The sequence below is a fragment of the Cryobacterium sp. 10C3 genome (assembly GCF_034314285.1).
GTDB lineage: Bacteria > Actinomycetota > Actinomycetes > Actinomycetales > Microbacteriaceae > Cryobacterium > Cryobacterium glucosi.
Map to the genome: position 1 here is coordinate 1,083,722 of NZ_JAVIWF010000002.1, position 23,055 is coordinate 1,106,776.

A 23,055-nucleotide genomic window follows, 5' to 3' on the forward strand; every position below is an offset into this window, starting at 1 on the left:
TGGACGGACTCCGCGGGTTGCGGCCTACTGGCCGATGGCCTTCAGCCACGCCTTGCGGGCCTCGAGCGCCTCGCGGGCTTCCGTGATCGCGCGGGCATCGGTTCCTGCCTCTGCGGTCGCGAGTTCGGCCTCGAGCTTGGCGATCGCGTCGTGCAGCTGGCCGGCGAGGCCCTCCGTACGCGCTTTGGTCTCCGGGTTGTTCCGCACCCAGTGATCGTCATCGAGCTTGCGGACGGCCGCTTCGACCTTGCGCATGCGATCTTCGACGACCTTGACGGAGTCGCGGGGAACCTTGCCGATCGCGTCCCAGCGGCGCTGAACGGAGCTGAGCGCGGTGCGGGCCTTGGTGCGGTCGGTTTCGGTGAGGAGCGCTTCGGCCTCGGTGAGGAGCGCGAGCTTCTCGACGAGGTTCCCGGCGAATTCCTCGTCGTCCTGGGCGTCGATCTCAGACTTGACGGAGTACAGCACGTCGCCGGCGGCCTTGAACTTCGCCCACATGGCGTCGTCCTGCTTCTTGCCGCTGCGGCCGGCGAGCTTCCACTCGTCGAGCAGCGTGCGATAGGCGGGGATCCCGTCTGCGCCCTTCGGCGCGAGGGCCTCCGCCTGCTCGATGAGCTGCTGCTTGCGGTTACGGACGTCCTTGTGCGCCGTGTCGAGCTCGGCGAAGAACGCCTTACGGTTCTGCTCGATGGTCGTGCGTGCAGCGCGGAAACGCTTCCAGAGCTCGTTGGCCTCACCCTTGGGGATGCGAGGGGCATCGTGCTGGTGCGCCTGCCACTTGGCGAACAGTGCGTCGAGGGCTGCGCTTGTCTGCTTCCACTGCGTCTTGGCCGGGTCTTCTGCTGCGAGCGCCTCGGCCTCCTCGACGATCGCGGCGCGTTCGGCGACGGCGGCCACTGCGGCGGCCTTCGATTCGGCACCCTGCTGCTCCGTGAGTTCGCTGACGGCGCCGCCGAGGGCGCCGAGACGCTCTACGAGGGCCGCGAGGTTGCCGACGGCGTTGGCGGTCGCAACGGTCTTCGCGAGGTGCGAGACCGATTTTGCGATGTCCGCAGCCGGTGCGCCGCCCTTGGCGCGCTGTTCCAGAAGGGTGACCTGTCCGTTGAGTTCGACGTACTTGCGCTCGAAGTAGGCCAGGGCCTCCTCCGGCGTCGCGTCAGGATACTGGCCAACCGCGCGTTCGCCCGACGCTTCGCGCACGAAAACCGTGCCGGATTCGTCTACGCGACCCCATGGTTGCTGATCTGTCGTAGTCAAGAGTCTCACCTTAGATGTCGATGTGTGTGTGCCCACACTGGGCCAATACCCGGTCAAGCCTATTGCAAGGCCCGGACGGCTGGAACTACTGGACGCTGAAGGCGCTGATTAACGTGGTGACCTTGGGGGCGCCGTCCGTCGAACCGTCTGCGACTCCGGCGTCCGTGATCTGCGCCTTCACCTGGTCGAGCCCGCTCGTGACATGGCCGATCACCGTGTAGCCGCCTGCGGCATCCGCCGGGATGGTCGAGTCTTCGTAGAGGATGAAGAACTGGCTGCCCTGACTGTACCCATTGGCGCTCTGGCGTGCCATCGCGATCGATCCCGCCGGGTAGACGTTGTCTGCCGGCGCGTTCTCGACGGGCCCATAGCTGTATCCGGGGCCGCCTGAGCCGTCGCCTGCCGGGTCGCCGCACTGGAGCACGTAGATGCCCGAGGTCGTCAGGCGGTGGCAGGTCAGGTCGGAGTAGAAGTCGGACTGGACGAGGCTGATCGTGGACGAGACCGCCTGCGGGGCCGCCGCGCCGTCGAGTTCGATCCCGAGGTTGATGCCGTTGAGGCCGAGGGTGCCCGTCCAGGTGCGGCCCTCGGCGAGCGTGCTCGGAGGGACGGTTCCGGTGTTCGCGCCGGCCGCAGCGGTCGGGGTCGCCGACGGTGTGGCCGTGGGTGCTGCCGTTGCGGAGGAGCTCGGCGCCGGGGTGCCGGGACCGCCGTTGAAGAAGTAGACCTGGGCGACGACGGCGAGCACGGCGACGACGAGGACGGCGATGCCTGCCACGATGTTGTCCCTGCGGCGGCGGGACTGCTGGTGTTCGTGAACAGCCCGGCGGGCCTGGTATGCGCGAACCCGGATGCGGGCCTCGCGCTCGTCGCGATCCTGCTTCTTGTTCGCTGCCACGGCTGTCCTCCGGGAATCCGCGCGGACTCGTTCCGCAACCAGCTTGAACTCTACAACGAGAGGACCGCAGCTCGGACGCCGGTGTCAGCGGTGCGAACTACGCTTGAGGCATGGTCGATGGACAACCCGGACTGCGCAGCGGCGCAACACCCCTCGCGGTACGGATGCGCCCGACGACCCTCGCTGAAGTCGCCGGCCAACGGCACCTTCTCACCCCAGGTTCGCCCCTGGTCAGCCTGGCCAGTGACAAGTCGGGGGAGCGCGGCGCGGTTTCGGTGATTCTCTGGGGTCCGCCGGGCACCGGGAAGACGACCCTCGCCCAGGCGATCGCGCACAGCTCCGGCCGTCGTTTCGTCGAACTCTCCGCCGTGTCCGCCGGCGTGCGCGACGTCCGGCAGGTGATGGAGGAGGCGCGCACGAGCCGCGACCTCTACGGACTGTCGACCGTGCTCTTCCTCGACGAGATCCACCGGTTCAGCAAGGCCCAGCAGGACGCACTGCTGCCCGGGGTCGAAAACGGGGTCATCATCCTCGTCGCCGCGACGACCGAGAATCCCTCTTTCTCCGTGATCGCGCCCTTGCTGTCCCGGTCCCTCCTGCTCACCCTCGAAACGCTCAGCGACGAGGACCTCGGGGTCGTCATCGACAGGGCCGTGACGGATGCCCGGGGTCTCGCCGATCGCTTCGTGCTGGAACCGGACGCCCGTGCCACGATCATCAGGCTTGCCTCCGGCGACGCCCGCCGTGCGCTCACGGCGCTCGAGGCGGCATCCGTCTCTGCATTGTCAGGGACGTCAGCATCGGGCACCGTGAACGATGACGATGACGATGACGGTGTCGATCCCGAAGCGCCGGAGCCGGACCTTCGCCCGGTCATCACGAGCGACACAGTCGCCCTCGCCGTCGACAGGGCGCTGCTGCGCTACGACCGCAACGGCGACGAACACTACGACGTGATCAGTGCCTTCATCAAGTCGGTACGCGGATCGGATGTCGACGCATCCCTGCACTACCTCGCGAGGATGATCGAGGCGGGGAAGACCCGCGGTTCATCGCGCGCCGCATCATCGTCCTCGCCTCGGAGGACATCGGCATGGCGGACCCCCAGTCCCTCGTGATCGCGGTCGCCGCAGCCGACGCCGTGCAGCTGATCGGGATGCCGGAAGGGCGGATCCCGCTCGCCCAGGCCGTCGTGCACCTCGCGACCGCACCCAAGTCCAACGCCGCGTACATGGCGCTCGACGCGGCGATCGCTGACGTCCGCGCCGGCAAAACCGGCCGGGTGCCGAAGCACCTGCGCGATGCCCACTATGCCGGCGCCAAACGACTCGGGCACGGCAAGGGCTATCGCTACCCGCACGACGACACCGTCGGAGTCGTGCAGCAGCAGTATCCGCCGGACGAACTCAAGGCGGTCCGCTACTACCAACCCACCGAACACGGCAACGAACGCGAAGTCTCGGCACGCCTCGGCAAGCTGCGCCGGATCATCCGCGGCGACTGACGGCGGGCGCGCGCGACAGGGCCGAATGCACTCCCGCGCCCCGTCCCGCACCGGCACGGCCGCCGGGGTCCGGTGTGGTATTCTTTTGAGGCCTACAACTGGCATCGGCATGCGGCTGCGTCCGATTCCAGGTTGGAGAGGGAGCCCTGTAGCCGGGCACCCCGTGGCACACCCCTCTGATCTCCCATGACGCCTGCTCACGTGCGGGCGCCCTGGATTCCACCTTTTCTGTTGCTCGTTCCATTGAAAGGACACCGTGTCTACCAAGTCACGTACCCGCAGTAAGACCCGCCTGTCGCGGGCCCTGGGCATCGCCCTGACCCCGAAGGCCGCCCGCTACCTCGAGAAGCGTCCGTACGCTCCGGGCGAGCACGGTCGCACCAAGCGCAAGACCGATTCCGACTATGCCGTGCGTCTCCGCGAAAAGCAGCGCTTAAGGGCCCAGTACGGCATCCGCGAAGCCCAGCTCAAGATCGCCTTCGAAGAAGCTCGTCGCGCCCAGGGCCTGACCGGTGAAAACCTGGTCGAGATCCTCGAGACCCGCCTCGACGCACTCCTCGTTCGCGCGGCAATCGCCCGCACGACAGCTCAGGCCCGCCAGATGGTCGTGCACCGTCACATCCTCGTCGACGGCCAGCTCGTCGACCGCCCCTCCTTCCGCGTGAAGCCGGGCCAGCTCATCCACGTCAAGGCTCGCAGCGAGGGCATGGAACCGTTCCAGGTCGCCGCAGCCGGCGGACACGTCGACGTGCTCCCGAAGCTCCCGCCGTACCTCGAGGTCGAGATCGACAAGCTGCAGGCCCGCCTCGTGCGTCGCCCGAAGCGCATCGAAATCCCCGTGACGTGTGAAGTCCAGCTCGTCGTCGAGTACTACGCAGCCCGCTAGGTTCCCCTGCCCGTCGTCAGACGGCATCTGAACTACGCTGGAGAGCGGATCACCCCCTACGGGGTGGTCCGCTTCGTGCGTTAACCGGTGCAGCACGCCGGGTGCCAATGCATGCCCCTCTCGGAATGGATGGAGTCACCAGTGTCAGGTGGAGATATCGCGGGCCTCGCCGCCGCCGTCGTGTTTGCCGTTCTCGTCGGGCTCCTCGCGGTCCCGCTGCTGAAGCTCGGCCGGGTGTTCGATGAGACGACCCTGGCCATCCATGAGCTGAGCCAGAACGTCACGCCGCTCCTCTCCGAAACCACGACGACCCTGCAGGAAACCAACAAACAGCTGGCCAGGGTCGACACGATCACTGGAAACGTCGCGGACGTGACGGGCAATGTCTCGGCACTCGTCGCACTGTTCGCCGCGACCGTCGGCGGACCGCTCATCAAACTCGCAGGCTTCTCCGCCGCCGTCAGGGCGGGTTTCCGCGCCGCATCCCCGACGCGCGCAGGCCGTCGGCGCGGGTAGTCGGCTACGCTGGAAAGAGGCTGGTCGAGTCCGGGATACGCCGGCCGCACCACACGCGCGGCCATCGCGCATTTCTTATCAGGGTCTCCACACCGTTCAGGGAGCATTTGTCATGAAGAATTTCATCTGGTTGGTCATCGGGGTCGGCATCGGATTCTTGATCGCGCATGAAGCCAACAACACCCGTCAGGGCAAGCTGTTCTTCAGTGACCTCGACACCAAGGCCCGCGAGTTCGGCGAGGCCATCTCCGATGGCTACCGCAAGCGCGAAGCCGAGCTGCGCGACGCGCTCGGCGACGTCGCCGACGCCGGAACGGACGCGCTCGGCGGAACGACCCGCCCCTGAGCCCGCTCAGCCCTCGCTACTTTTTCGCCTATTCATTTTCAACGAACTACGGAACCCATGCAGACTGCTGAAATTCGCGGGCGCTGGCTCGACTTCTTTGCCGACCGCGGACACACCGTCGTACCGTCGGCGTCACTCGTCAGCGACGACCCCACCCTCCTGTTCACCGTCGCCGGGATGGTGCCCTTTGTGCCCTATCTGACCGGCCTCGTCCCCGCGCCGTATCCCCGTGCGACGAGTGTGCAGAAATGCATCAGGACCAACGACATCGAAGAGGTGGGTAAGACACCCCGCCACGGCACGTTCTTCCAGATGAACGGCAACTTCTCCTTCGGGGACTACTTCAAGGAACAGGCCATCGGCTACGCCTGGGAGCTCCTGACGACGTCTGAGGCCGACGGCGGCTACGGATTCCAGGAGAAGGACCTCTGGGTCACCGTCTACCAGGATGACGACGAGGCGTTCCGCTACTGGCGCGCCCTCGGCCTGCCGGAGGACCGCATCCAGCGCCTCGGAATGGACAGCAACTACTGGTCTACCGGCCAGCCGGGCCCAGCGGGCCCCTGCTCCGAGATCTTCTTCGACCGCGGCCCCGCGTACGGTGCCGACGGCGGCCCGGCGACGGACGACGACCGGTACGTCGAAATCTGGAACCTCGTCTTCATGCAGTACCTCAGGGGCGAGGGGACCGGCAAGAACGACTTCGTCATCCTCGGCGACCTCCCGAAGAAGAACATCGACACCGGCATGGGTCTCGAACGTGTCGCCTTCCTCAAGCAGGGCGTCGAGAACATGTACGAGATCGACCAGGTCCGTCCGGTCCTCGACCTCGCTGCCGCCCTCTCCGGACGCCGCTACGGCGCCGTGCACGACGACGACGTACGCATGCGCATCGTCGCAGACCACGTGCGGTCCTCGCTCATGCTGATGAGCGACGGCGTCACGCCGTCCAACGAGGGTCGCGGCTACATCCTCCGGCGGCTGATGCGCCGCACGGTACGCGCCATGCGCCTGCTCGGCGTGGACGTCGCGACCTTCCCCGAACTGTTCCCCGCCGCGCGGGACGCCATGATGAGCGCGTATCCCGAGGTCCACGGCGACTACGCCAGGATCAGCCAGGGCGCATACGCCGAGGAGGAGACCTTCCTCCACACCCTCGCGAGCGGCAGCACGGTCCTCGACGTCGCGGTCGCGAAGACGATCAAGGCGAAGAAGACCGAACTGCCGGGGGACACCGCGTTCCTGCTGCACGACACCTACGGGTTCCCGATCGAGATCACCCTCGAGATGGCGGAAGAAGCCGGGCTGAGCGTCAACCGGTCGGCATTCGACGCCCTGATGGCCAAGCAGCGCTCGATGGCGAAGGCGGACGCGAAGGCCAAGAAGACCCACCTCGCCGACCTCTCCGTCTACAGCGCCTTCCGCGCGTCAGGCGAGACGGTGTTCACCGGATACGAGGAACTGCAGACCGAGTCCAGCGTGCTCGGGATCATCGTGGACGGCGCATCCGTCACGAAGGCGGTCGCGGGCGAAATCGCCGAAGTGATCCTCGCCGAGACCGCGCTCTACGCCGAGTCCGGCGGTCAGGAGGCCGACGCCGGCCTCATCGTCGGCCGCGGATACGAGCTCGAGGTCCTCGACGTTCAGAAGCCCGTCAAGGGCCTGATCAGCCACAAGGTGCACGTCACAAGCGGTGAGGTCGGCGTCGGAGACCCTGCGACGAGCGTCGTCGATCCCGACTGGCGACGCGGCGCCCGGCAGGCGCACTCCGGAACCCACGTGCTGCACGCGGCACTTCGCCAGGTCCTCGGCCCGAACGCGCACCAGTCCGGCTCGTACAACAAGGCCGGATTCTTCCGTCTCGACTTCTCCTGGAACCAGGCGCTCTCTGCCGCGACCCGCAGCGAGATCGAGGAGATCTCCAACAACGCGATCCGCGACAACCTGCCCGTCGTCACCCGTGAGCTTCCCTCGCCGAGGCGAAGGCACTCGGGGCCATGGCGCTCTTCAGCGAGAAGTACGGCGACCGGGTTCGCGTCGTCGACATCGGCGGACCCTGGTCACGGGAACTCTGCGCGGGAACCCACGTGGGTTCGAGCGCCGAGATCGGAATGATCAACCTCGTCAGCGAGGCCTCGGTCGGGTCCACGAACCGCCGCGTCGAGTCCCTCGTCGGCCTCGAGGCCTTCCGGGACCTCGCTGCTGAGCGGGCGATCGTCTCCCAGCTGACCGCGAACCTCAAGACTCCCAAGGAACAACTGCCCGAACGCATCGGCGAGCTGCTCACGAGCCTCAAGGCCGCGGAGAAGAAGATCGCGGCTTTCGAGGCGAAAGCGCTGACCGAGCGCGTCCCCGCACTCGTCGCGACCGCCCAGCGCGCAGGGGCAGTACGCCTTGTCGCCGAGAACCTCGGCACCCTGCACTCTCCCGATGAGGTGCGGATGCTGGTCACGGCAACCCGGGCGCAGCTCGGCTCCGACCCTGCGGTGGTCGCGCTTGCGGCCGTCGTCGACGACAAGCCAGTCATCATCGTGGCCACCAACGCTGCAGCGCGGGAGACGGGCCAGCGCGCCGGAGCCCTCGCGAAGCTCGTCGCCGGCATCCTCGGCGGCGGGGGCGGCGGCAAGGACGACCTCGCCCAGGGCGGCGGAACCGACGTCGACAAGATCGCGAGCGCCCTCGTCGCCGTCCGCACCACGATCGCGGGCTGAAGAATGCGGCATGGCGTGCGGGTCGGAGTCGATGTCGGCAAGGCCAGGATCGGTCTCGCGATGAGTGACCCGCACGGCATGCTCGCGACCCCGGTCGAAACCGTTCCCCGGGACGGGAACGGCGTCACCGATGTCGCCCGCATCATCGCCGTCGTCCAGAATCTCGGCGCAATGGAGGTCATCGTCGGCCTCCCGCTCGCCCTGTCCGGAAACCACACCGCGTCGACACAGGACGCCGTCGGCTTTGCGGAGGTGCTCGCCCTGGCCGTTCCCGTTCCCGTGCGCCTCGTCGACGAACGGCTCTCGACCGTCGCCGCCCAGGGAGTCCTCCGCACGGCAGGCCGGAAGGCGAAGACACAGCGCCCGGTCATTGACCAGGTAGCGGCCACCATCATCCTCCAGCATGCTCTCGACACCGAACGCGGTCTCGGGCATCCGCCAGGTTCTGCCGTTGTGCCGGCCGTTCCCGCCACGCCACCGTCGCCAGCCGCCCCGATCGAAGGGTCCTGATCGTGTCCCACCCACCGCTCGACCCCCGGGACGACCCGGCAGGCCGGAACTCAGCGGCGCCCCACGCGCACGGTACTCCTCCGACTCCTGCTCCCGGCGAGGAAACCCCGGTCAATCCCTGGGCATCTTTGCTGGCTCCGCACGCCGGGACGACGGCGTCCGGCGAGCCGGGCCACGCAGGGGCCCCCGCCGACGGCGGTGACTTCCCCACCCGCCGGTCGCTCCGCACGACCGCCCAGGCTCCGTCGACCTCACGATCGAGCCGTCGCTCCCAACTCGGCTCCGAGCCACCGCGACCGCCCAAGCGGCGTCGCAAGGGCGCGTGGGGCTGTCTGATCGCCCTCGTCGTGCTGGTGGCGCTAGTGGCGGGGGCCTTCTTCGCCCTGCAGGGCCCGATCTCCCAGCTCCAGGCGACCCTCGCTGGTCCCGCCGACTACTCCGGGTCTGGCGAGACGAAGGTCGTGGTCATGATCCATGACGGTGAGACCGGATCGGACGTGGCGAACACGCTGGTGGCCCAGGACGTCGTCAAGAGCTACGACGCCTTCTACAAGCTGCTGCTGAAGGTCACCCCCGCTCCGGTCTTCCAGCCAGGCGCGTACCAGCTCATGACGAAGATGAGCGCGAGCGCCGCGCTCACCGCACTTCAGGACCCTGCAAGCAAGCTCGAACAGACCGTCGTGATCCCGGAAGGAACGGCGGAGGCGGACATCCTCCAACTGGTCAGCGAGGGGACGAACCTCCCGCTCGCCGACCTCCAGGCGGCGTCCACCGATGTCGCGGCCTTCGGCCTTCCCGCAGAGGCCACGACCCTCGAGGGCTTCCTGTTCCCCGCGACGTACACCTTCGCTCCGGGCATCACCGCGAAGGACGCGCTCAAGACCCTCGTTGACCGCCAGTTCCAGGCCCTCGACTCCGCAGGGGTCGCGGCCGCAGACCGGTGGAAGACCATCGTGCTCGCCGCACTCATCCAGCGGGAGGCCGGCCTCGCCGCCGACTACCCCAAGGTCGCCCGGGTGTTCCTCAACCGGCTCGACCCGGCCCAGTGGGAGAGCGGGCTGCTGCAGTCCGACGCGACGGTGGCATACGGCACCGGCCACACGAACGTCGTCACGACGACGGATGCCGAACGCGCCGACGCGGGCAACGCATACAACACCTATGTCCACCCCGGACTCCCGGTCGGCCCGATCTCGAACCCGGGGGACCTCGCGATCAACGCAGCCCTGCACCCCGCAGACGGGACCTGGCTGTATTTCGTGACCTGGAACCTCGACACCGGCGAGACCATCTTCTCGACGACCGCAGCCGAACACGAAGCCGGTGTCGCCCAATGGCAGGCCTGGATGAAGGACCACCCCGAATATGGTTGAGCGCACGACACCCCCGCTTCCTGAGCGCGAGAACCACGGAAAGCCTGTGGAAGGATAGTGGGCATGCTTCGTTGGCTCACCGCAGGAGAGTCCCACGGCCCCGAACTCATCGCCATTGTCGAGGGTTTGCCCGCAGGGATCCCGGTCACACTCGATTCGATCCGCCTCGATCTCGCGCGCCGCAAACTCGGCTACGGCCGGGGCGCCCGGATGACGTTCGAGCAGGACGATCTCACCATTTCCGGCGGTGTCCGGCACGGGTTCACCCTCGGCGGGCCCGTCGCGCTGCGGATCGGCAACACCGAGTGGCCGAAGTGGTCAGAGGTCATGAGCGCTGACCCCGTCGAGACGGCGCCGGGCGAAGCCCAGAGCACCCGCGGCCGCGGCGCCCCGCTCACCCGGCCCAGGCCGGGTCACGCCGACCTCGTCGGCATGCAGAAGTACGGCTTCGACGAAGCCAGGCCCGTCCTCGAACGGGCCAGTGCTCGCGAGACCGCCGCACGGGTGGCCCTCGGTGCCGTCGCACGGTCGTTCCTCGCCGAGCTCGGCATCCGCCTGGTCAGCCATACCCTGTCGATCGGGCCCGTGCGCGTGCCCGAAGACGCTCCGCTGCCCCACCCGGACGACGTCGGGATGCTCGACGCCGATCCGCTGCGCTGCTTCGACGCGGCGACCAGCGCGCTGATGGTGGCCGAGGTCGACCAGGCTCACAAGGACGGAGACACCCTCGGCGGTGTCGTCGAGGTGCTGGCATACGACCTGCCGCCCGGTCTCGGTTCGTTCGTGCACTGGGACCGGCGACTGGACTCCCAGCTCGCAGCGGCCCTGATGGGCATCCAGGCGATCAAGGGCGTCGAGGTCGGGGACGGCTTCCTCACCACGACCCGCCGCGGTTCGCACGCGCACGATGAGCTCGTGCAGTCCGACGGCCGCATCCAGCGGGTCAGCGACCGCGCAGGCGGTACGGAGGGCGGCATGAGCACGGGAACCGTGCTGCGGGTGCGGGCAGGCATGAAGCCGATCGCGACGATCCCCCGGGCACTGCGCACCGTCGACGTCACGACGAGCGAGGCGGCCCCCGCCCACCACCAGCGGTCGGATGTCTGCGCCGTTCCTGCCGCAGGCGTCGTCGCCGAGGCCATGGTCGCGCTCGTTCTCGCCAACTCGGTGCTGGAGAAGTTCGGCGGAGACTCGATCGACGAGACCAGGCGGAACCTGGAGTCCTACCTCGCACACATCCCCGGCAACCTCAAGACGGGCGCGTCGAGCGACGCCTCGCTGTGATCCCGGCGGCACTGTGACAGCGGACCTGCCCGCCGTGCCGGAACCGGCAGGGGACGGTGACCTCCCGGACTTCCCGCTCGTGCTGATCGGGCCGATGGCCGCCGGAAAGACCAGGGTCGGCAAGCGGGTGGCGCGGGTGCTCGGCGTTCCGTTCGTGGACACCGACGCGCTCGTGGTCTCCGGACACGGGTCCATCGCGAACCTCTTCAGCCGGTACGGCGAAGGACACTTCCGCGCGCTGGAACGGATCGCCGTCGGCCAGGCCCTCGCCACCAGGGCCGTCGTCTCCCTCGGTGGGGGAGCGGTGCTCGATCCGGGTACCCGCGCCGACCTCGCCCGGTGCCGGGTCGTCTACCTGAGCGTGACGGAGCAGGCCGTCGCCGGCCGGATCAAGGGCGGCAAACGACCGCTGCTTGCTGGCGGGCTCTCCGACTGGATCCGCATCTACGAACTTCGCCGCCCGCTCTACGAAGAGCTTGCCGGTCTCCACATCGACACCTCGAATCGCCAGATGGACTCCATCGCCGACGATGTCGTGGCCTGGACCCAGAGAGGGCAGAACACGCATGACTGACGTTCACAACACCACCGAGACCACCGAGACCACCGGGACCACCGGGACGACCGTCATCACGGTGTCCGGAACCGACAGCTACCCGGTCATCATCGGCAGGGGACTGCTCTCCGAGGTCGCGGAACAGCTCGGCCCGAAGGTCGGCAAGGTGCTCATCGTGCACACCTCCACGCTCGGCGCTCGCGCCGTCGCCCTCCGCGAGGGCCTGCTCGCGCACTACGAGGTGCTCATCGCCGAGGTCCCGGATGCCGAGGCCGCCAAGCGGGTCGAGGTCGCCGCGTTCTGCTGGCAGGTGATGGGCCAGGCCGACTTCAGCCGGACGGACGCCGTGATCGGCTTCGGCGGCGGAGCCGCGACCGACCTCGCCGGTTTCGTCGCGGCGACCTGGCTGCGCGGCGTTCGCCTCGTCCAGCTCCCGACGAGCGTGCTCGGCATGGTCGACGCCGCCGTCGGCGGCAAGAACGGCATCAACACCGCCGAAGGCAAGAACCTGGTCGGCACCTTCTACGCACCCGCCGCCGTGATCTGCGACCTCGACACCCTCGACGACCTGCCCCGCAACGAGATCCTCGCCGGTTTCGCCGAGATCGTGAAGGCAGGCTTCATCCAGGTGCCCGAGATCCTCGACATCGTCGAAGCGGATGTCGCGGCCGTGACCGACCCGAAGACGCCGCAGTTCCGCCGCGTGCTCGAACTCGCGATCGAGATGAAGGCCCGCGTCGTCGGCGCTGACTTCAAGGAATCCGGCCTGCGCGAGATCCTCAACTACGGGCACACCCTCGGCCACGCCGTCGAGCACGCCGAACGGTACGGCTGGCGGCACGGCGCCGCGGTCTCTGTGGGCATGATGTTCGCCGCGGAGCTCGCCCGGCTGAGCGGACGGCTGTCCGACGAGGCGGCCGACCGGCACCGCAGCATCCTCGAATCGCTCACCCTGCCGACCAGCTACCCGGTCGGCCGCTGGAACACCCTGCTTGCGACGATGCAACGCGACAAGAAGACCCGCAGCGGAATGCTGCGTTTCATCGTTCTCGACGACATCGGCAAGCCGACGGTGCTCGAGGGCCCCGACACGTCGCTGCTCTTCGCCGCGTACCAGGAAATCGGCTCCTAGCGTCGTCGTCGAGGAATGGGTCCTAGAATGATGCCCTGAGCGGGCAGCGACCCGGTCGCCGACCAGAGTCGATCGGAGGACAGACAGTGAACCAGTGGACCGTGGGGTCGACAGGCGAACCCGTTCGGGATGTCGTGCTGAAACTGGCCAAGGCGCACGAGTCCGCATTCGGCTCGGCATTCGGTGCCGGAGCAGGTGCGGGGCCGGCCCGCCTCTTTCCGCGCTTCGGCGCGGAAGCCCACGCCGATTCGACCAGTCACGCGGATGCCCGCGGCGGAGTCCGCAGGCTCGTCCAGGAATCCTGGGAACGGTCCCTGTCACTGCAGATCGATCCCGCCCGCCCGGCACCCGAGCCGGAACTGTCGTCCGACGCGCTCAGGGAGCTGCGCGACCGGCATCCGCTCTCCGCGGTGCTTCCTGTCGTCCAGAACCTCCTGATCCGGCATTCGCTCGAGTCCGGTCTCATCGTCGCCATCGGAGACGAGTCGGGCAGGCTGCTCTGGATCGACGGCGACCGCACCGTGCGGCGCCAGGCGGAGGGCATGCTGTTCGTCGAGGGAGCCGACTGGTCGGAACGCCGGGTCGGGACGAGCGCCCCTGGGACGGCGCTCGCGCTCGATCACGGAATCCAGATCCAGCGGGCGGAGCACTTCAACCGGCTGGCGCACTCGTGGAGCTGCACGGCCGTGCCCATCCACGACCCCGATTCCGGCGTCATCCTGGGCGTCATCGACGTCACGGGAGGGGACGACGCCGTAGGTCCGCAGACCCTTCCGCTCGTCGAGGCCGCGGCCTGGGCGATGGAGGCCGAACTGCGCATCCAGCGGCTCCGCGATCGAAACGACAACGGACCAGGGCACGGAGGCCCGCGCGATCGCGCGATCGTGCGTGTCGCCGGATTCACGCAGGCGCCGCCGCCCACGACCCAGAGACGCCCGACGAATGCGCGGGTGTCCGTGCTCGGGCGCGACACCGGGTTCCTCGAGAACGGCCTCCGGTCCTTCGAACTGAGTCCGCGGCACGCCGAGATCCTGACCCTGCTCGCCTGGTACCGGGACGGCCTCACCGCCGACCGGCTCTCCCAGCTGCTGAGCGACCAGTCGAACTCCGTCGACAACCTGCGCGCGGAGATGGTTCGCTTGCGGAAGGTCCTCGACGGGACGGCCCCGCCCATCTCGATCGCCTCCCGGCCGTACCGTCTCGGTTCGCCGGTCGAGCTGGATGCGCAACGCGTGCTCGCCCTACTCGAACGTGGCGCCCACCGGGTGGCGCTCGGCACCTACCGCGGGCCGCTGCTGCCCGCCTCCGTCGCCCCCGGCATCGTCGAGATCCGCTCGGAGATCAGTTCCCGGCTGCGGCAGGCGCTGCTGAGCGACGCGAGCCCCGACCTGCTCCTCGAGTACGCCCGCAGCGACGAGGCGGCCTGGGACGAGGAGGTCTGGCGCGCGTGCCTGGAACTGCTGCCGCCCCGGTCGCCGAAACGGGCATCCGTCGTCGCTCGCCTCGCGAAGATCGAGGCGGACCTCGCCGAAACCGGCGCCCCGGGTGGCGGGCGCAACCTCCCGCAACCCTGACGCAACGGTCCCTCCGCGTACGCTCGGGCCAGGTCCGCAGCAGGCGGACCCCACCGACAACGTCGTCGACGAGGAGAGAAATGACCGTCTATGCCAACCCCGGGACCCCGGGCGCCAAAGTCACCTTCAAGCCCCGCTATGAGAACTGGATCAACGGGGGCTGGGTCAAGCCCGTCAAGGGCCAGTACTTCGAAGACATCTCTCCGGTGAACGGGAAGCCGTTCGCCGAGGTCGCCCGCGGAACGGCGGAGGACATCGAACTCGCGCTCGACGCCGCCCACCGGGCCGCGCCGGCCTGGGGCAAGACGACGGCGACGGAACGCGCCGCCGTGCTCAACAAGATCGCCGACGTCATCGACGCGAACAAGGAACTGCTCGCCGTCGCAGAGACCTGGGACAACGGCAAGCCGATCCGCGAACCGCTGAACGCCGACCTGCCGCTCGCGAGCGACCACTTCCGCTACTTCGCTGCTGCGATCCGCTCGCAGGACGGCGACCACGCCGAACTCGACAACGACACCGTCTCGTACCAGTTCCATGAGCCGCTGGGTGTGGTCGGGCAAATCATCCCGTGGAACTTCCCACTGCTGATGGCGGCCTGGAAACTCGCGCCCCGCCCTCGCGGCAGGGAACGCGATCGTGATGAAGCCGGCGGAGCAGACCCCGGTGTCGATCATGGTGCTGATCGAACTGATCGGCGACATCCTGCCGCCCGGCGTGCTCAACATCGTCAACGGGTTCGGCCTCGAGGCGGGCAAGCCGCTTGCGTCCTCCCCGCGGATCCGCAAGATCGCGTTCACAGGCGAGACCACGACGGGCCGCCTCATCCTGCAGTACGCGAGCGCCAACATCATCCCTGCCACGGTCGAACTCGGCGGCAAGAGCGCGAACATCTTCTTCAGCGACGTCGCCCAGGAGCAGGACAGCTTCTACGACAAGGCCCAGGAAGGTTTTGTGCTCTATCGCCTTCAACCAGGGCGAAGTCTGCACGGCACCGAGCCGGGCGCTCCTGCAGAAGCCGATCTACGAGAGCTTCCTCGGCAGCGCCATTGAGCGCACCCGCAAGGCGATCCAGGGCAACCCGCTCGACACCGACACCCAGGTCGGGGCCCAGGCGAGCAACGACCAGCTCGAGAAGATCCTGTCCTACATCGACATCGGCAAGCAGGAGGGCGCCCGTCTCGCCCTCGGCGGTGAGCGTGTCGACCTCGGCGGTGACCTGAGCGGCGGCTATTACGTGCAGCCGACGCATGCTTCGAGGGCAACAACAAGATGCGCGTGTTCCAGGAGGAGATCTTCGGGCCGGTCCTCGCGGTCACGAGCTTCTCCGACTACGAGGACGCCATTTCGATCGCCAACGACAACCTCTACGGGCTCGGCGCGGGCGTCTGGTCCCGGAACGGCAACGTGGCATACCGGGCCGGGCGCGACATCCACGCCGGCCGGGTGTGGGTGAACAACTACCACCACTACCCTGCCGGCGCCGCGTTCGGCGGGTACAAGAGCTCTGGCATCGGCCGCGAGAACAACAAGCTCGCCCTCGGGCACTACCAGCAGACCAAGAACCTGCTCGTGTCCTACTCGGAGAAGCCCCTCGGCTTCTTCTAAACGGCATCGTGCCGAAGGGGGCCGCCGGTATCGACCGGTGGCCCCTTTCGGCCGTCCCGCAGCTCGACTACCGTTGGTGCACATCCCGCCCGATGACCATCGAGCGTGAATCGAACGATGAAAGGCCAGGCAATGTCGCCAGCAGCGCCCTCAACAACCACGGTCATCGCCTCCGTCACGGTTCCGGGGGAGACCACGCCGCGCGTCGAGTTCACGCCGGCCGCCGTCGACACCCTGCGCGAGCTCTGGGCCGAGTTCGGACCGCTGATGTTCCACCAGTCGGGCGGATGCTGCGACGGCAGTTCGCCGATGTGTTTCCCGGCCGGGGAGTTCATCACCTCGGACCGCGACGTGCTGCTGGGCCGGCTCGACATCGCGCCGGCCGGTGAAACGGCCCAGGCCGTCGACTTCTGGATGTCGGCGGAACAGTTCGAATACTGGAGCCACACGTTCCTGACGGTCGACCTCGTCCCCGGCCGGGGCAGCGGCTTCTCCCTCGAGGCTCCGCGCGGCGTGCGTTTCCTGATCCGGTCCCGCCTGATGGAAAGCTTCGGCTGAGGGCTCGTTCGGGAAGGTCGTGCCCATCCCCGGTCGTTCGTGACTCGCGACAGGGGTGGCCGAACCTGCGGAGTGCCCGTTGGCCCGCCTTTGGCTCTCAGCCTCCGGGCAACTACACTCGTTTGAGGCCGATTCGGCCGCGCACCTTCCTAACTGAACTGAATGAACGGAAACGCTTTCCATGGCATCAACCGCCGATATCCGAAATGGCGTCGTCCTCAACATGGACGGCCAGCTTTGGGCCGTCACCGACTTCCAGCACGTCAAGCCGGGCAAGGGCGGCGCTTTCGTTCGCACCAAACTGAAGAACGTCGTCACGGGCAAGACCGTCGACCGCACCTTCAACGCCGGAGCCAAGATCGAGACCGAGAACGTCGACCGCCAGGACTTCCAGTACCTGTACGCGGACGGCGACTCCTACGTCTTCATGGACGTCTCCGACTTCGACCAGCTCACCGTCTCCAACGTCGTCGTCGGCGAGGCCTCGAACTTCCTCCTTGAGAACCAGAACGTCACCATCGCCCTCCACAACGGCAACCCGCTGTATGTCGAGCTGCCGGCATCCGTCGTGCTCGAAATCACGTACACGGAGCCTGGCCTGCAGGGCGACCGCTCCACCGGCGGCACCAAGCCCGCCACCGTGGAGACCGGGTTCCAGATCCAGGTCCCGCTGTTCCTCGAACAGGGCACCAAAGTCAAGGTCGACACCCGCACCGGTGACTACCTCGGCCGCGTCAACTAGTGAGCGCACGAACGAAGGCGCGTAAGCGCGCGCTCGACATCCTGTACGCCGCCGACGTGCGGCAGACGACGATTCCCGAATCGCTCGCCGCCGAGGCGCAGCGGGCCGCGAGCGAACCCGCGCGGATGGCCTCCTGGCTGTACGCGCGCGAGATCGTGGACGGCGTCGTCGATCACCGCGAGGAGATCGACGAACTCATCGAGACCTACTCGCAGGGCTGGACGCTCAAGCGGATGCCGGTCGTCGACCGTGCCATCCTGCGGATCGGGATCTGGGAGATCCTGTTCAACGATGCCGTTCCTCACGCCGTCGCGATCGATGAGGCCGTCGAGGCCGCGAAGATCCTGTCGACGGATGATTCGGCCGGGTTCGTCAACGGATTGCTCGGCAGGATCGCGCAGACGGCCCCGCCGGCGTCGGCTGCTCCCGCAGCACCCTAGGCTCGTCCGCACCGTCCCGTACCGTTCGTCCAGGGGAAGATCATGAGCAACGACAATCCAGAGCCGTTCCCGTCCTACCCGGACCAGTCCGGTCTGCCGGCGTCCCCCGAGCAGGGAACGCCGCATCAGGATTCGCTCCAGCCGTACCCGCAGCAGGACTACCGGCAGCAGGAGTACCCCCAGGTGCCCCGCACGAACACGCTCGCGATCGTCTCTCTCGTGTCCGCGTTCGTCGTGTCCCTCGTCGCCGTGATCACGGGGCACATCGCGCTCGGCCAGATCGCACGCCGCGGTGAACGGGGGCGCGGCCTCGCCATCGCGGGTCTTGTGATCGGCTACGTGGGACTGGCGTCCACGGCCGTCCTCATTGTCCTCTCGATCCTGTTCGCTGCGGCCTTCGGTCGGGTCTTCCTGAACATGGCCCAGCACGGCGGCTTCGGCGGGCCGGTCACCTCGGCGACGAGCGAACCGGACGCCTCGCAGGGCCTCCTGCCGAGTGGCACGCTCGGCGCGGCCCACTTCGACGATGGTTACGTGTCCGTCGGCACCGGCAGCCAGATCGTCGACGAGTACATCGACCCGATGTGCCCGTACTGCGCCCAGTTCGAGGCGACCAACGGAGCGCTGCTCGCGAGCCGCGTCGATGACGGCTCGATCACACTGCGCCTGCACGCGCTGACCTTCCTCGACCAGGCCTCCCAGGGCACGTACTACTCGAGCAGGGCATCCTCCGCGCTCACCTGCGTCGCAACACTCGCTCCGGACTCGACCCTCGACTACCTCGCGGCCCTGTTCGCGAACCAGCCGCAGGAGAACACCCAGGGCCTCACTGACGCTGAACTCGCTGCGCTTTCGCCGGCCGGTACGGACATCTCCGGCTGCATCGCGCAGGGCGACTACCAGATGTGGTCGGAGGCCAACACCGATGCCGCCCTCAACGGGCCCATCCCTGGAGCGGAGATCGATTCGATCCAGGGCACGCCGACCGTGCTCGTCGACGGGGCGCAGTACCCGGGCCGACTGACCGACAGCCGTGAGTTCGAGGCATTCCTCGACTCTGGCTCAGGATCCGGCCAGTCGACGACCGAGGGGTCGTCGGGCGCCTGAGCGCAATCCGGCCTGGCTACAGGACGGCGTAGAGGCCTTCGAGGGCGCTCGCGATCGAGTCGAAGCTGCCGATCCGCTGCCCGTCTTCGTTGACCAGCAGGAACCCGCGCGGCGTGCGCTCGAGGATGCCCGCGAGTTCATCGGTCACATCGTGACGGACCTCCCAGCGCGCCGGGCCGGCGTCCACGACGGAAAACAACTGAACGAGGTCCGTCCGGTCCATTCAAATCCTTCATCTGTGCGTGCTTTCGCCAGCGGATGCCTGCCGCGGGACAATCCTGACGTGTGCCGGGCCCGACCGCAACTTCTGTTCGGTGAACACCCGGTGACGGTGTCGGCGTGGTCCAGGCGGAGCAGGTCAGGCGGGCAGGTCAGAGTGCGATGGCCAGGGCCAGGATCCGTGAGCGCGGCTGATCGGCCCAGGTGCCGGAGAGGTGCTCCGGGACGCCGCCGGTGGGCGTCCGGGCCGCGAGAACGCTCGTCTCCGCAGTAGGGCTGCCGGGCACCCTGAGTACGACGAGGCGCAGGGAGCCGGCCTCGACCACGGTCGAACCGAGCTCGTCCCTGGTCGAGAGAGCTGTCGTCGACGACAGTGCCGGGGTGGACGCATCCGTGGTCCCGCTGCCTGCGACCGTCGCCGTGGACTCCCGGAAGACGAGGTCCCCGTCGACGTCGACGAACTCGTCGGCCTGGGTGCCGCCGCGGTGGATGGTCGTTGCGAGCGCGGCGATGTAGGTGGGATCCCCGGTGGCGTCGTATGTCCAGCGACGACCCAGGACCGAGTGTTCCATCGTGCCGATCAACCAGGCGTCGCCGCCTTCGAGGGGCGCATCGCGATACGTCAGCGGCACCTGGAGCACCGGACCGTCGCCGGCACGCACGAGCAGCGTTTCGATGCCGACCTCACCCGCCGGATCGTCAAAACGGTATGCCGCGACGGCCGTCAGGGGGCGGAGGGATCGCCGGCGAACCAGGACTGCATCCGCAGCCAGGGTTCGACGAGTTCAAGCTTGGACGGCCGAAGCTGGGCCCGGTGGATGAGTGCCATGACCTCGATGGTAGGGCACGTCCGCCTGGCAGAAAGGGCTGTCAGGCCGGAGACGTCTAGAACAGCCGGGAAGTCCGTATCCGTCCGCACGTCGCCGACTGGTCGGCGGCGTTGAGGTCACTCCGCCACTGTCGGCGTGAGCCGTCGGCTGGCAGACTGGGGGCGTGAATCCAGAGCCGATCCCGTCGTCCGCTGCACCAGACGGTCTGCACGCGTCGTCGCCCACGTCGCGGGTCGACCACTATGCCACTGGTGAGACCAAGGCGAGCGGGAGCACCCTCGATGGCGAACTCCACGGCGAGTGGGAGTGGTTCCGCACAGACGGCACGCTGATGCGTACGGGAGAATTCGACCGCGGCCGCCAGATCGGCGTTTGGCGCACCTGGGCCAGGGACGGCAGCCTCGTCAAGGAGACCCGCTTCCGCTGAGTCGCTCACTGACTCGATTCCGCGCCCTCCCGCAGCCGGCCGACAGGATCTCGGACCTCTGCTGCGCGATGTTCCGCACGTCGGTGAGCGTCCCGAACTCAGGAGTTCCATGCGGCCGGGTGGGATCGGCTGCACTTGTCCGCGGACCCGAGTTACCCGCCCGGGCGGATCTCCTGAATTCGGAACCATGGGCAGGAGAATCAACCGTCTTCAGGTGTGAAAGTGGAAATATGAAGCGCAAAATTATGTGAGTAAGTCTCGCATTCGTGTTCGATTCGGGGTAGAATCGGGGTATGGCAGGAGCTACGGATCCCCAGTCACACACCCCGCAGGCCCACGATTCAGTGGCCGCGGGCGATCAACCCACCGTTGGTGTCGAGTCGGCCCATCCGGTTGCGGTTGCGGTTGCGGTTGCCGAGGGTTTCGAGGGCGCGGAGGGTCTGGCCGGGTCGGTGCCATCGGTTCATGCGGATGCTGTCGCAAGGCTCGCCGAGGCGCAGGCGGTTCTCGCAGACGCCCTGGCGGCGATCCCGGTGGGGCTGCTCAGCGATACAGAAGCGGTGACGGCGCTGAGTACCGTGGAGGCGATCGGTCGGACGGTGGATGCGGCCCGGGTGAGCACGGCGACGGATGTGGACCGGAGGGCCCGGGTGCTCGGCCGGGAGGGTCTGGCCTGGCGGATGGGCTGCACGGGCCCGTGGGATGTACTCACCCGGGTGACGCGGGTGTCGGCCCGGGAGGTGAAGCGGCGCACGAAGCTCGGCGACGCGGTGTTGCCGCGGCCGTGCGGCGGGAGCAGCTGGTTGCCGCCCTTGTTCCCGACGGTTGGGGCGGCGCTGACGGCGGGGGAGATCGGGGTGGAGACGGCGGAGTTGATCGTGGCGGGGTTGCAGGTGATCAGTCACCGGGTGGCACCGGATGACTTACTCACGGCGGAGCGGGCCCTGGTCGCCTCGGCGGCGGGCATGATCACCCCGGAGACGGAGAACCTGGCGGGGGCGGGTGTCCCGGTGACGACGGACCTGATCCGGGGCATGGTCGCGCAGTGGCAGGCGGCCCTGGACCCCGACGGGATACTGCCCCAGGAGGACCTTTTCGAGGCGAAATCCAACATCGGCTTCGGCCAGTTGAAGAACGGCTTGTACCCCGTCAAGGGCGGGGTGACGCCGGAACTGTTCGGCGTGATGAACACCCTCTTCGACGCCTTCCTCAGCTTCCACGCCCGCCCGGCGTTCCCCACCGCCGAGGAACAGGCCCTGATGGATTCGGGGCAGATGATCCCCGGCGCCGAGACCGCGGGTACCGACGCCGACACGGGCCCGGATCTGGACGTGATCGAGGCGGAGCTGCGGGAGCGCCGCGCGGACACCCGCACGGGCGGTGAGAAACGCGCGGACATCCTCCGGGCGTTGTTCGAACACGCGGCCCGCGACGAGGACACGCCCAGCATGGGCGGATCCGCCCCGACCGTGATGGTGCACGTGAACGCGGCCGACCTCGCCTCCGGGGTCGGGGTGGGGTGGATCGACGGGGTCGAGGCCCCGGTATCGCTCAAGACAGTGCACCAGCGCATCTGCGACGGCGGCTTCCAAGGGGTCCTCTCCGGGGCGAACAACGAAGTCATCAAGCTGGGTCTGGAGCGGCGCTATTTCAACCGGGCGCAGCGCCGGGCGATTACCGCCCGGGACGGCGGCTGCATCATCCCCGGGTGCAAAGCCCCGGCGCACTGGGCCGAAGTGCACCACGTGAAGCCCTGGGCGCAGGACGGACCGACCAACGTGGACAACGGTGTCCTACTGTGCTGGTTCCATCACCACACCATCGACACCTCCGGGTGGGAGATCCGGATGGTCAAGGGCTCACCCCAGGTGCGGGCCCCCGGACTCATCGACCCGCAACGGCTCTGGCGGCCACCGAACCGGCACCGCGCCCACCAGATCCTCACCTGACCACCCAACCGCGCATGACCGGGGCTGCTGCTAGGCTGAACAGCGGTAACAGCCATCCTTTAACAACCGTCCGGTGAGGCGGGGAAGGAGGCCTTCGTTTTGTCACGCATTGTGCTCAACCAGGCTGAAATAACCCGGGCTTTGACTCGGATCTCCCACGAGATCCTGGAGTCCAACCGGGGACCGGACAATCTCGTCATCCTCGGCATCCCGACCAGGGGCGTTGCACTCGCCCGGCGGATCGCCGACATCATCGAGCGGATCGAACCCGCCGCGGCACCCGTGAGTTCGGGTTCCCTCGACGTGACGATGTACCGCGACGACCTCGCCCACACCCGCACCCGCACACCGTCCCGCACCCTCGTACCCGCGAGCATCGACGGCGCGACTGTGGTGCTCGTCGACGACGTGCTCTACTCCGGCCGCACCATCCGCGCGGCCCTTGACGCTCTCGGCGACCACGGCCGTCCCGCGATCGTGCGCCTCGCAGTCCTCGTCGACCGCGGCCACCGGGCGCTGCCGATCCGCGCGGACTTCGTCGGGAAGAACCTCCCGAGCTCGACGGAGGAACGCATCAACGTGCACCTCCTCGAGGTCGACGGCGACGAATTCGTGAGCATCGACGGGG

The 23,055-nt window shown here is 68.0% G+C and carries 20 protein-coding genes and 4 pseudogenes; 19 read left to right on the forward strand and 5 right to left on the reverse strand.

What is annotated here, in order from left to right; translation table 11 throughout:
• Positions 1 to 24: 24 nt before the first annotated feature.
• Together RGU41_RS05815 and RGU41_RS05820 are read right to left on the reverse strand one after the other, a co-directional pair.
• Positions 25 to 1,257: a DUF349 domain-containing protein gene (locus RGU41_RS05815; protein ID WP_134559867.1), complete on the reverse strand. Its 1,233-nt coding sequence runs from the start codon at positions 1,255 to 1,257 to the stop codon at positions 25 to 27.
• 85 nt (positions 1,258 to 1,342) lie between these two features.
• Complete coding sequence (locus tag RGU41_RS05820; protein ID WP_134449455.1) at positions 1,343 to 2,155, reverse strand: peptidylprolyl isomerase; 813 nt, start codon at positions 2,153 to 2,155, stop codon at positions 1,343 to 1,345.
• A gap of 110 nt (positions 2,156 to 2,265) precedes the next feature.
• Between RGU41_RS05820 and RGU41_RS05825 the strand changes: the two are divergent.
• From RGU41_RS05825 to RGU41_RS05900, 16 genes and pseudogenes are all read left to right on the forward strand, one after another.
• A pseudogene (locus tag RGU41_RS05825) lies at positions 2,266 to 3,659 on the forward strand (replication-associated recombination protein A).
• Positions 3,660 to 3,915: 256 nt separating this feature from the next.
• Complete coding sequence (gene rpsD, locus RGU41_RS05830; protein WP_134449457.1) at positions 3,916 to 4,545, forward strand: 30S ribosomal protein S4; 630 nt, start codon at positions 3,916 to 3,918, stop codon at positions 4,543 to 4,545.
• Between the two features lie 141 nt (positions 4,546 to 4,686).
• A complete protein-coding gene (locus RGU41_RS05835) occupies positions 4,687 to 5,061 on the forward strand; it encodes a DUF948 domain-containing protein (RefSeq protein WP_134449458.1) in 375 nt (124 codons plus the stop codon).
• A 112-nt stretch (positions 5,062 to 5,173) separates the two neighbouring features.
• Complete coding sequence (locus tag RGU41_RS05840; protein WP_134449459.1) at positions 5,174 to 5,407, forward strand: hypothetical protein; 234 nt, start codon at positions 5,174 to 5,176, stop codon at positions 5,405 to 5,407.
• Between the two features lie 57 nt (positions 5,408 to 5,464).
• Positions 5,465 to 8,118: pseudogene (gene alaS, locus RGU41_RS05845) on the forward strand (alanine--tRNA ligase).
• 3 nt (positions 8,119 to 8,121) lie between these two features.
• Positions 8,122 to 8,628 carry a Holliday junction resolvase RuvX gene (gene ruvX / locus RGU41_RS05850; RefSeq protein WP_174774631.1) on the forward strand — a complete coding sequence of 169 codons (507 nt, stop codon included), beginning with the start codon at positions 8,122 to 8,124 and terminating at the stop codon, positions 8,626 to 8,628.
• A gap of 2 nt (positions 8,629 to 8,630) precedes the next feature.
• Positions 8,631 to 10,001, forward strand: coding sequence for an endolytic transglycosylase MltG (gene mltG / locus RGU41_RS05855; RefSeq protein ID WP_322135773.1), 1,371 nt, complete (start codon positions 8,631 to 8,633; stop codon positions 9,999 to 10,001).
• 63 nt (positions 10,002 to 10,064) lie between these two features.
• A complete protein-coding gene (gene aroC / locus RGU41_RS05860; RefSeq protein WP_134449463.1) occupies positions 10,065 to 11,285 on the forward strand; it encodes a chorismate synthase in 1,221 nt (406 codons plus the stop codon).
• Positions 11,286 to 11,298: 13 nt separating this feature from the next.
• Positions 11,299 to 11,859 carry a shikimate kinase gene (locus RGU41_RS05865; RefSeq protein WP_322135774.1) on the forward strand — a complete coding sequence of 187 codons (561 nt, stop codon included), beginning with the start codon at positions 11,299 to 11,301 and terminating at the stop codon, positions 11,857 to 11,859.
• Entirely contained in the window at positions 11,852 to 12,973 is a 1,122-nt protein-coding gene (aroB, locus tag RGU41_RS05870; protein ID WP_134449464.1) for a 3-dehydroquinate synthase, read from the forward strand. The genes RGU41_RS05865 and aroB overlap by 8 nt, the downstream gene beginning before the upstream one ends.
• An 86-nt stretch (positions 12,974 to 13,059) precedes the next feature.
• A complete protein-coding gene (locus RGU41_RS05875) occupies positions 13,060 to 14,547 on the forward strand; it encodes a GAF domain-containing protein (RefSeq protein ID WP_322135775.1) in 1,488 nt (495 codons plus the stop codon).
• 80 nt (positions 14,548 to 14,627) lie between these two features.
• Positions 14,628 to 16,155 (forward strand): annotated as a pseudogene (locus RGU41_RS05880) (aldehyde dehydrogenase family protein).
• A gap of 132 nt (positions 16,156 to 16,287) precedes the next feature.
• Positions 16,288 to 16,713, forward strand: coding sequence for a DUF779 domain-containing protein (locus tag RGU41_RS05885; protein WP_134449466.1), 426 nt, complete (start codon positions 16,288 to 16,290; stop codon positions 16,711 to 16,713).
• Positions 16,714 to 16,894: 181 nt separating this feature from the next.
• Entirely contained in the window at positions 16,895 to 17,455 is a 561-nt protein-coding gene (efp, locus tag RGU41_RS05890) for an elongation factor P (RefSeq protein WP_134449467.1), read from the forward strand.
• Positions 17,455 to 17,895, forward strand: coding sequence for a transcription antitermination factor NusB (gene nusB, locus RGU41_RS05895; RefSeq protein WP_134559877.1), 441 nt, complete (start codon positions 17,455 to 17,457; stop codon positions 17,893 to 17,895). The genes efp and nusB overlap by 1 nt, the downstream gene beginning before the upstream one ends.
• Before the next feature lie 42 nt (positions 17,896 to 17,937).
• A complete protein-coding gene (locus RGU41_RS05900; protein ID WP_322135776.1) occupies positions 17,938 to 19,002 on the forward strand; it encodes a thioredoxin domain-containing protein in 1,065 nt (354 codons plus the stop codon).
• Positions 19,003 to 19,018: 16 nt separating this feature from the next.
• On the opposite strand, the gene RGU41_RS05905 is transcribed toward RGU41_RS05900, so the two are convergent.
• On the reverse strand, positions 19,019 to 19,225 hold the full coding sequence (locus tag RGU41_RS05905) for a hypothetical protein (RefSeq protein ID WP_134449470.1): 207 nt from the start codon (positions 19,223 to 19,225) through the stop codon (positions 19,019 to 19,021).
• 148 nt (positions 19,226 to 19,373) lie between these two features.
• Positions 19,374 to 19,994 carry a maltokinase N-terminal cap-like domain-containing protein gene (locus RGU41_RS05910; protein WP_322137308.1) on the reverse strand — a complete coding sequence of 207 codons (621 nt, stop codon included), beginning with the start codon at positions 19,992 to 19,994 and terminating at the stop codon, positions 19,374 to 19,376.
• A 220-nt stretch (positions 19,995 to 20,214) separates the two neighbouring features.
• Between RGU41_RS05910 and RGU41_RS05915 the strand changes: the two genes are divergently transcribed.
• Positions 20,215 to 20,478: a toxin-antitoxin system YwqK family antitoxin gene (locus RGU41_RS05915; protein ID WP_198413362.1), complete on the forward strand. Its 264-nt coding sequence runs from the start codon at positions 20,215 to 20,217 to the stop codon at positions 20,476 to 20,478.
• Between the two features lie 341 nt (positions 20,479 to 20,819).
• Here RGU41_RS05915 and RGU41_RS05920 read toward each other — a convergent pair whose 3' ends face one another.
• Complete coding sequence (locus RGU41_RS05920; RefSeq protein ID WP_255454590.1) at positions 20,820 to 20,945, reverse strand: hypothetical protein; 126 nt, start codon at positions 20,943 to 20,945, stop codon at positions 20,820 to 20,822.
• Here RGU41_RS05920 and RGU41_RS05925 point away from each other — a divergent pair.
• Positions 20,931 to 22,427: an HNH endonuclease signature motif containing protein gene (locus RGU41_RS05925; protein ID WP_322135777.1), complete on the forward strand. Its 1,497-nt coding sequence runs from the start codon at positions 20,931 to 20,933 to the stop codon at positions 22,425 to 22,427. The genes RGU41_RS05920 and RGU41_RS05925 overlap by 15 nt on opposite strands.
• 99 nt (positions 22,428 to 22,526) lie before the next feature.
• Positions 22,527 to 23,051, forward strand: a pseudogene (gene pyrR, locus RGU41_RS05930) (bifunctional pyr operon transcriptional regulator/uracil phosphoribosyltransferase PyrR); the annotation flags it as partial.
• Positions 23,052 to 23,055 lie beyond the last annotated feature (4 nt).

Coding starts and splice junctions, on each gene's coding strand:
- RGU41_RS05840 (WP_134449459.1), top strand. CDS start 5,174: ATGAAGAATTTCATCTGGTTGGTCATCGGGGTCGGCATCGGATTCTTG.
- ruvX (WP_174774631.1), top strand. CDS start 8,122: ATGCGGCATGGCGTGCGGGTCGGAGTCGATGTCGGCAAGGCCAGGATC.
- RGU41_RS05900 (WP_322135776.1), top strand. CDS start 17,938: ATGAGCAACGACAATCCAGAGCCGTTCCCGTCCTACCCGGACCAGTCC.
- RGU41_RS05885 (WP_134449466.1), top strand. CDS start 16,288: ATGTCGCCAGCAGCGCCCTCAACAACCACGGTCATCGCCTCCGTCACG.
- aroC (WP_134449463.1), top strand. CDS start 10,065: ATGCTTCGTTGGCTCACCGCAGGAGAGTCCCACGGCCCCGAACTCATC.
- aroB (WP_134449464.1), top strand. CDS start 11,852: ATGACTGACGTTCACAACACCACCGAGACCACCGAGACCACCGGGACC.
- efp (WP_134449467.1), top strand. CDS start 16,895: ATGGCATCAACCGCCGATATCCGAAATGGCGTCGTCCTCAACATGGAC.
- RGU41_RS05905 (WP_134449470.1), bottom strand. CDS start 19,225: ATGGACCGGACGGACCTCGTTCAGTTGTTTTCCGTCGTGGACGCCGGC.
- RGU41_RS05920 (WP_255454590.1), bottom strand. CDS start 20,945: ATGAACCGATGGCACCGACCCGGCCAGACCCTCCGCGCCCTCGAAACC.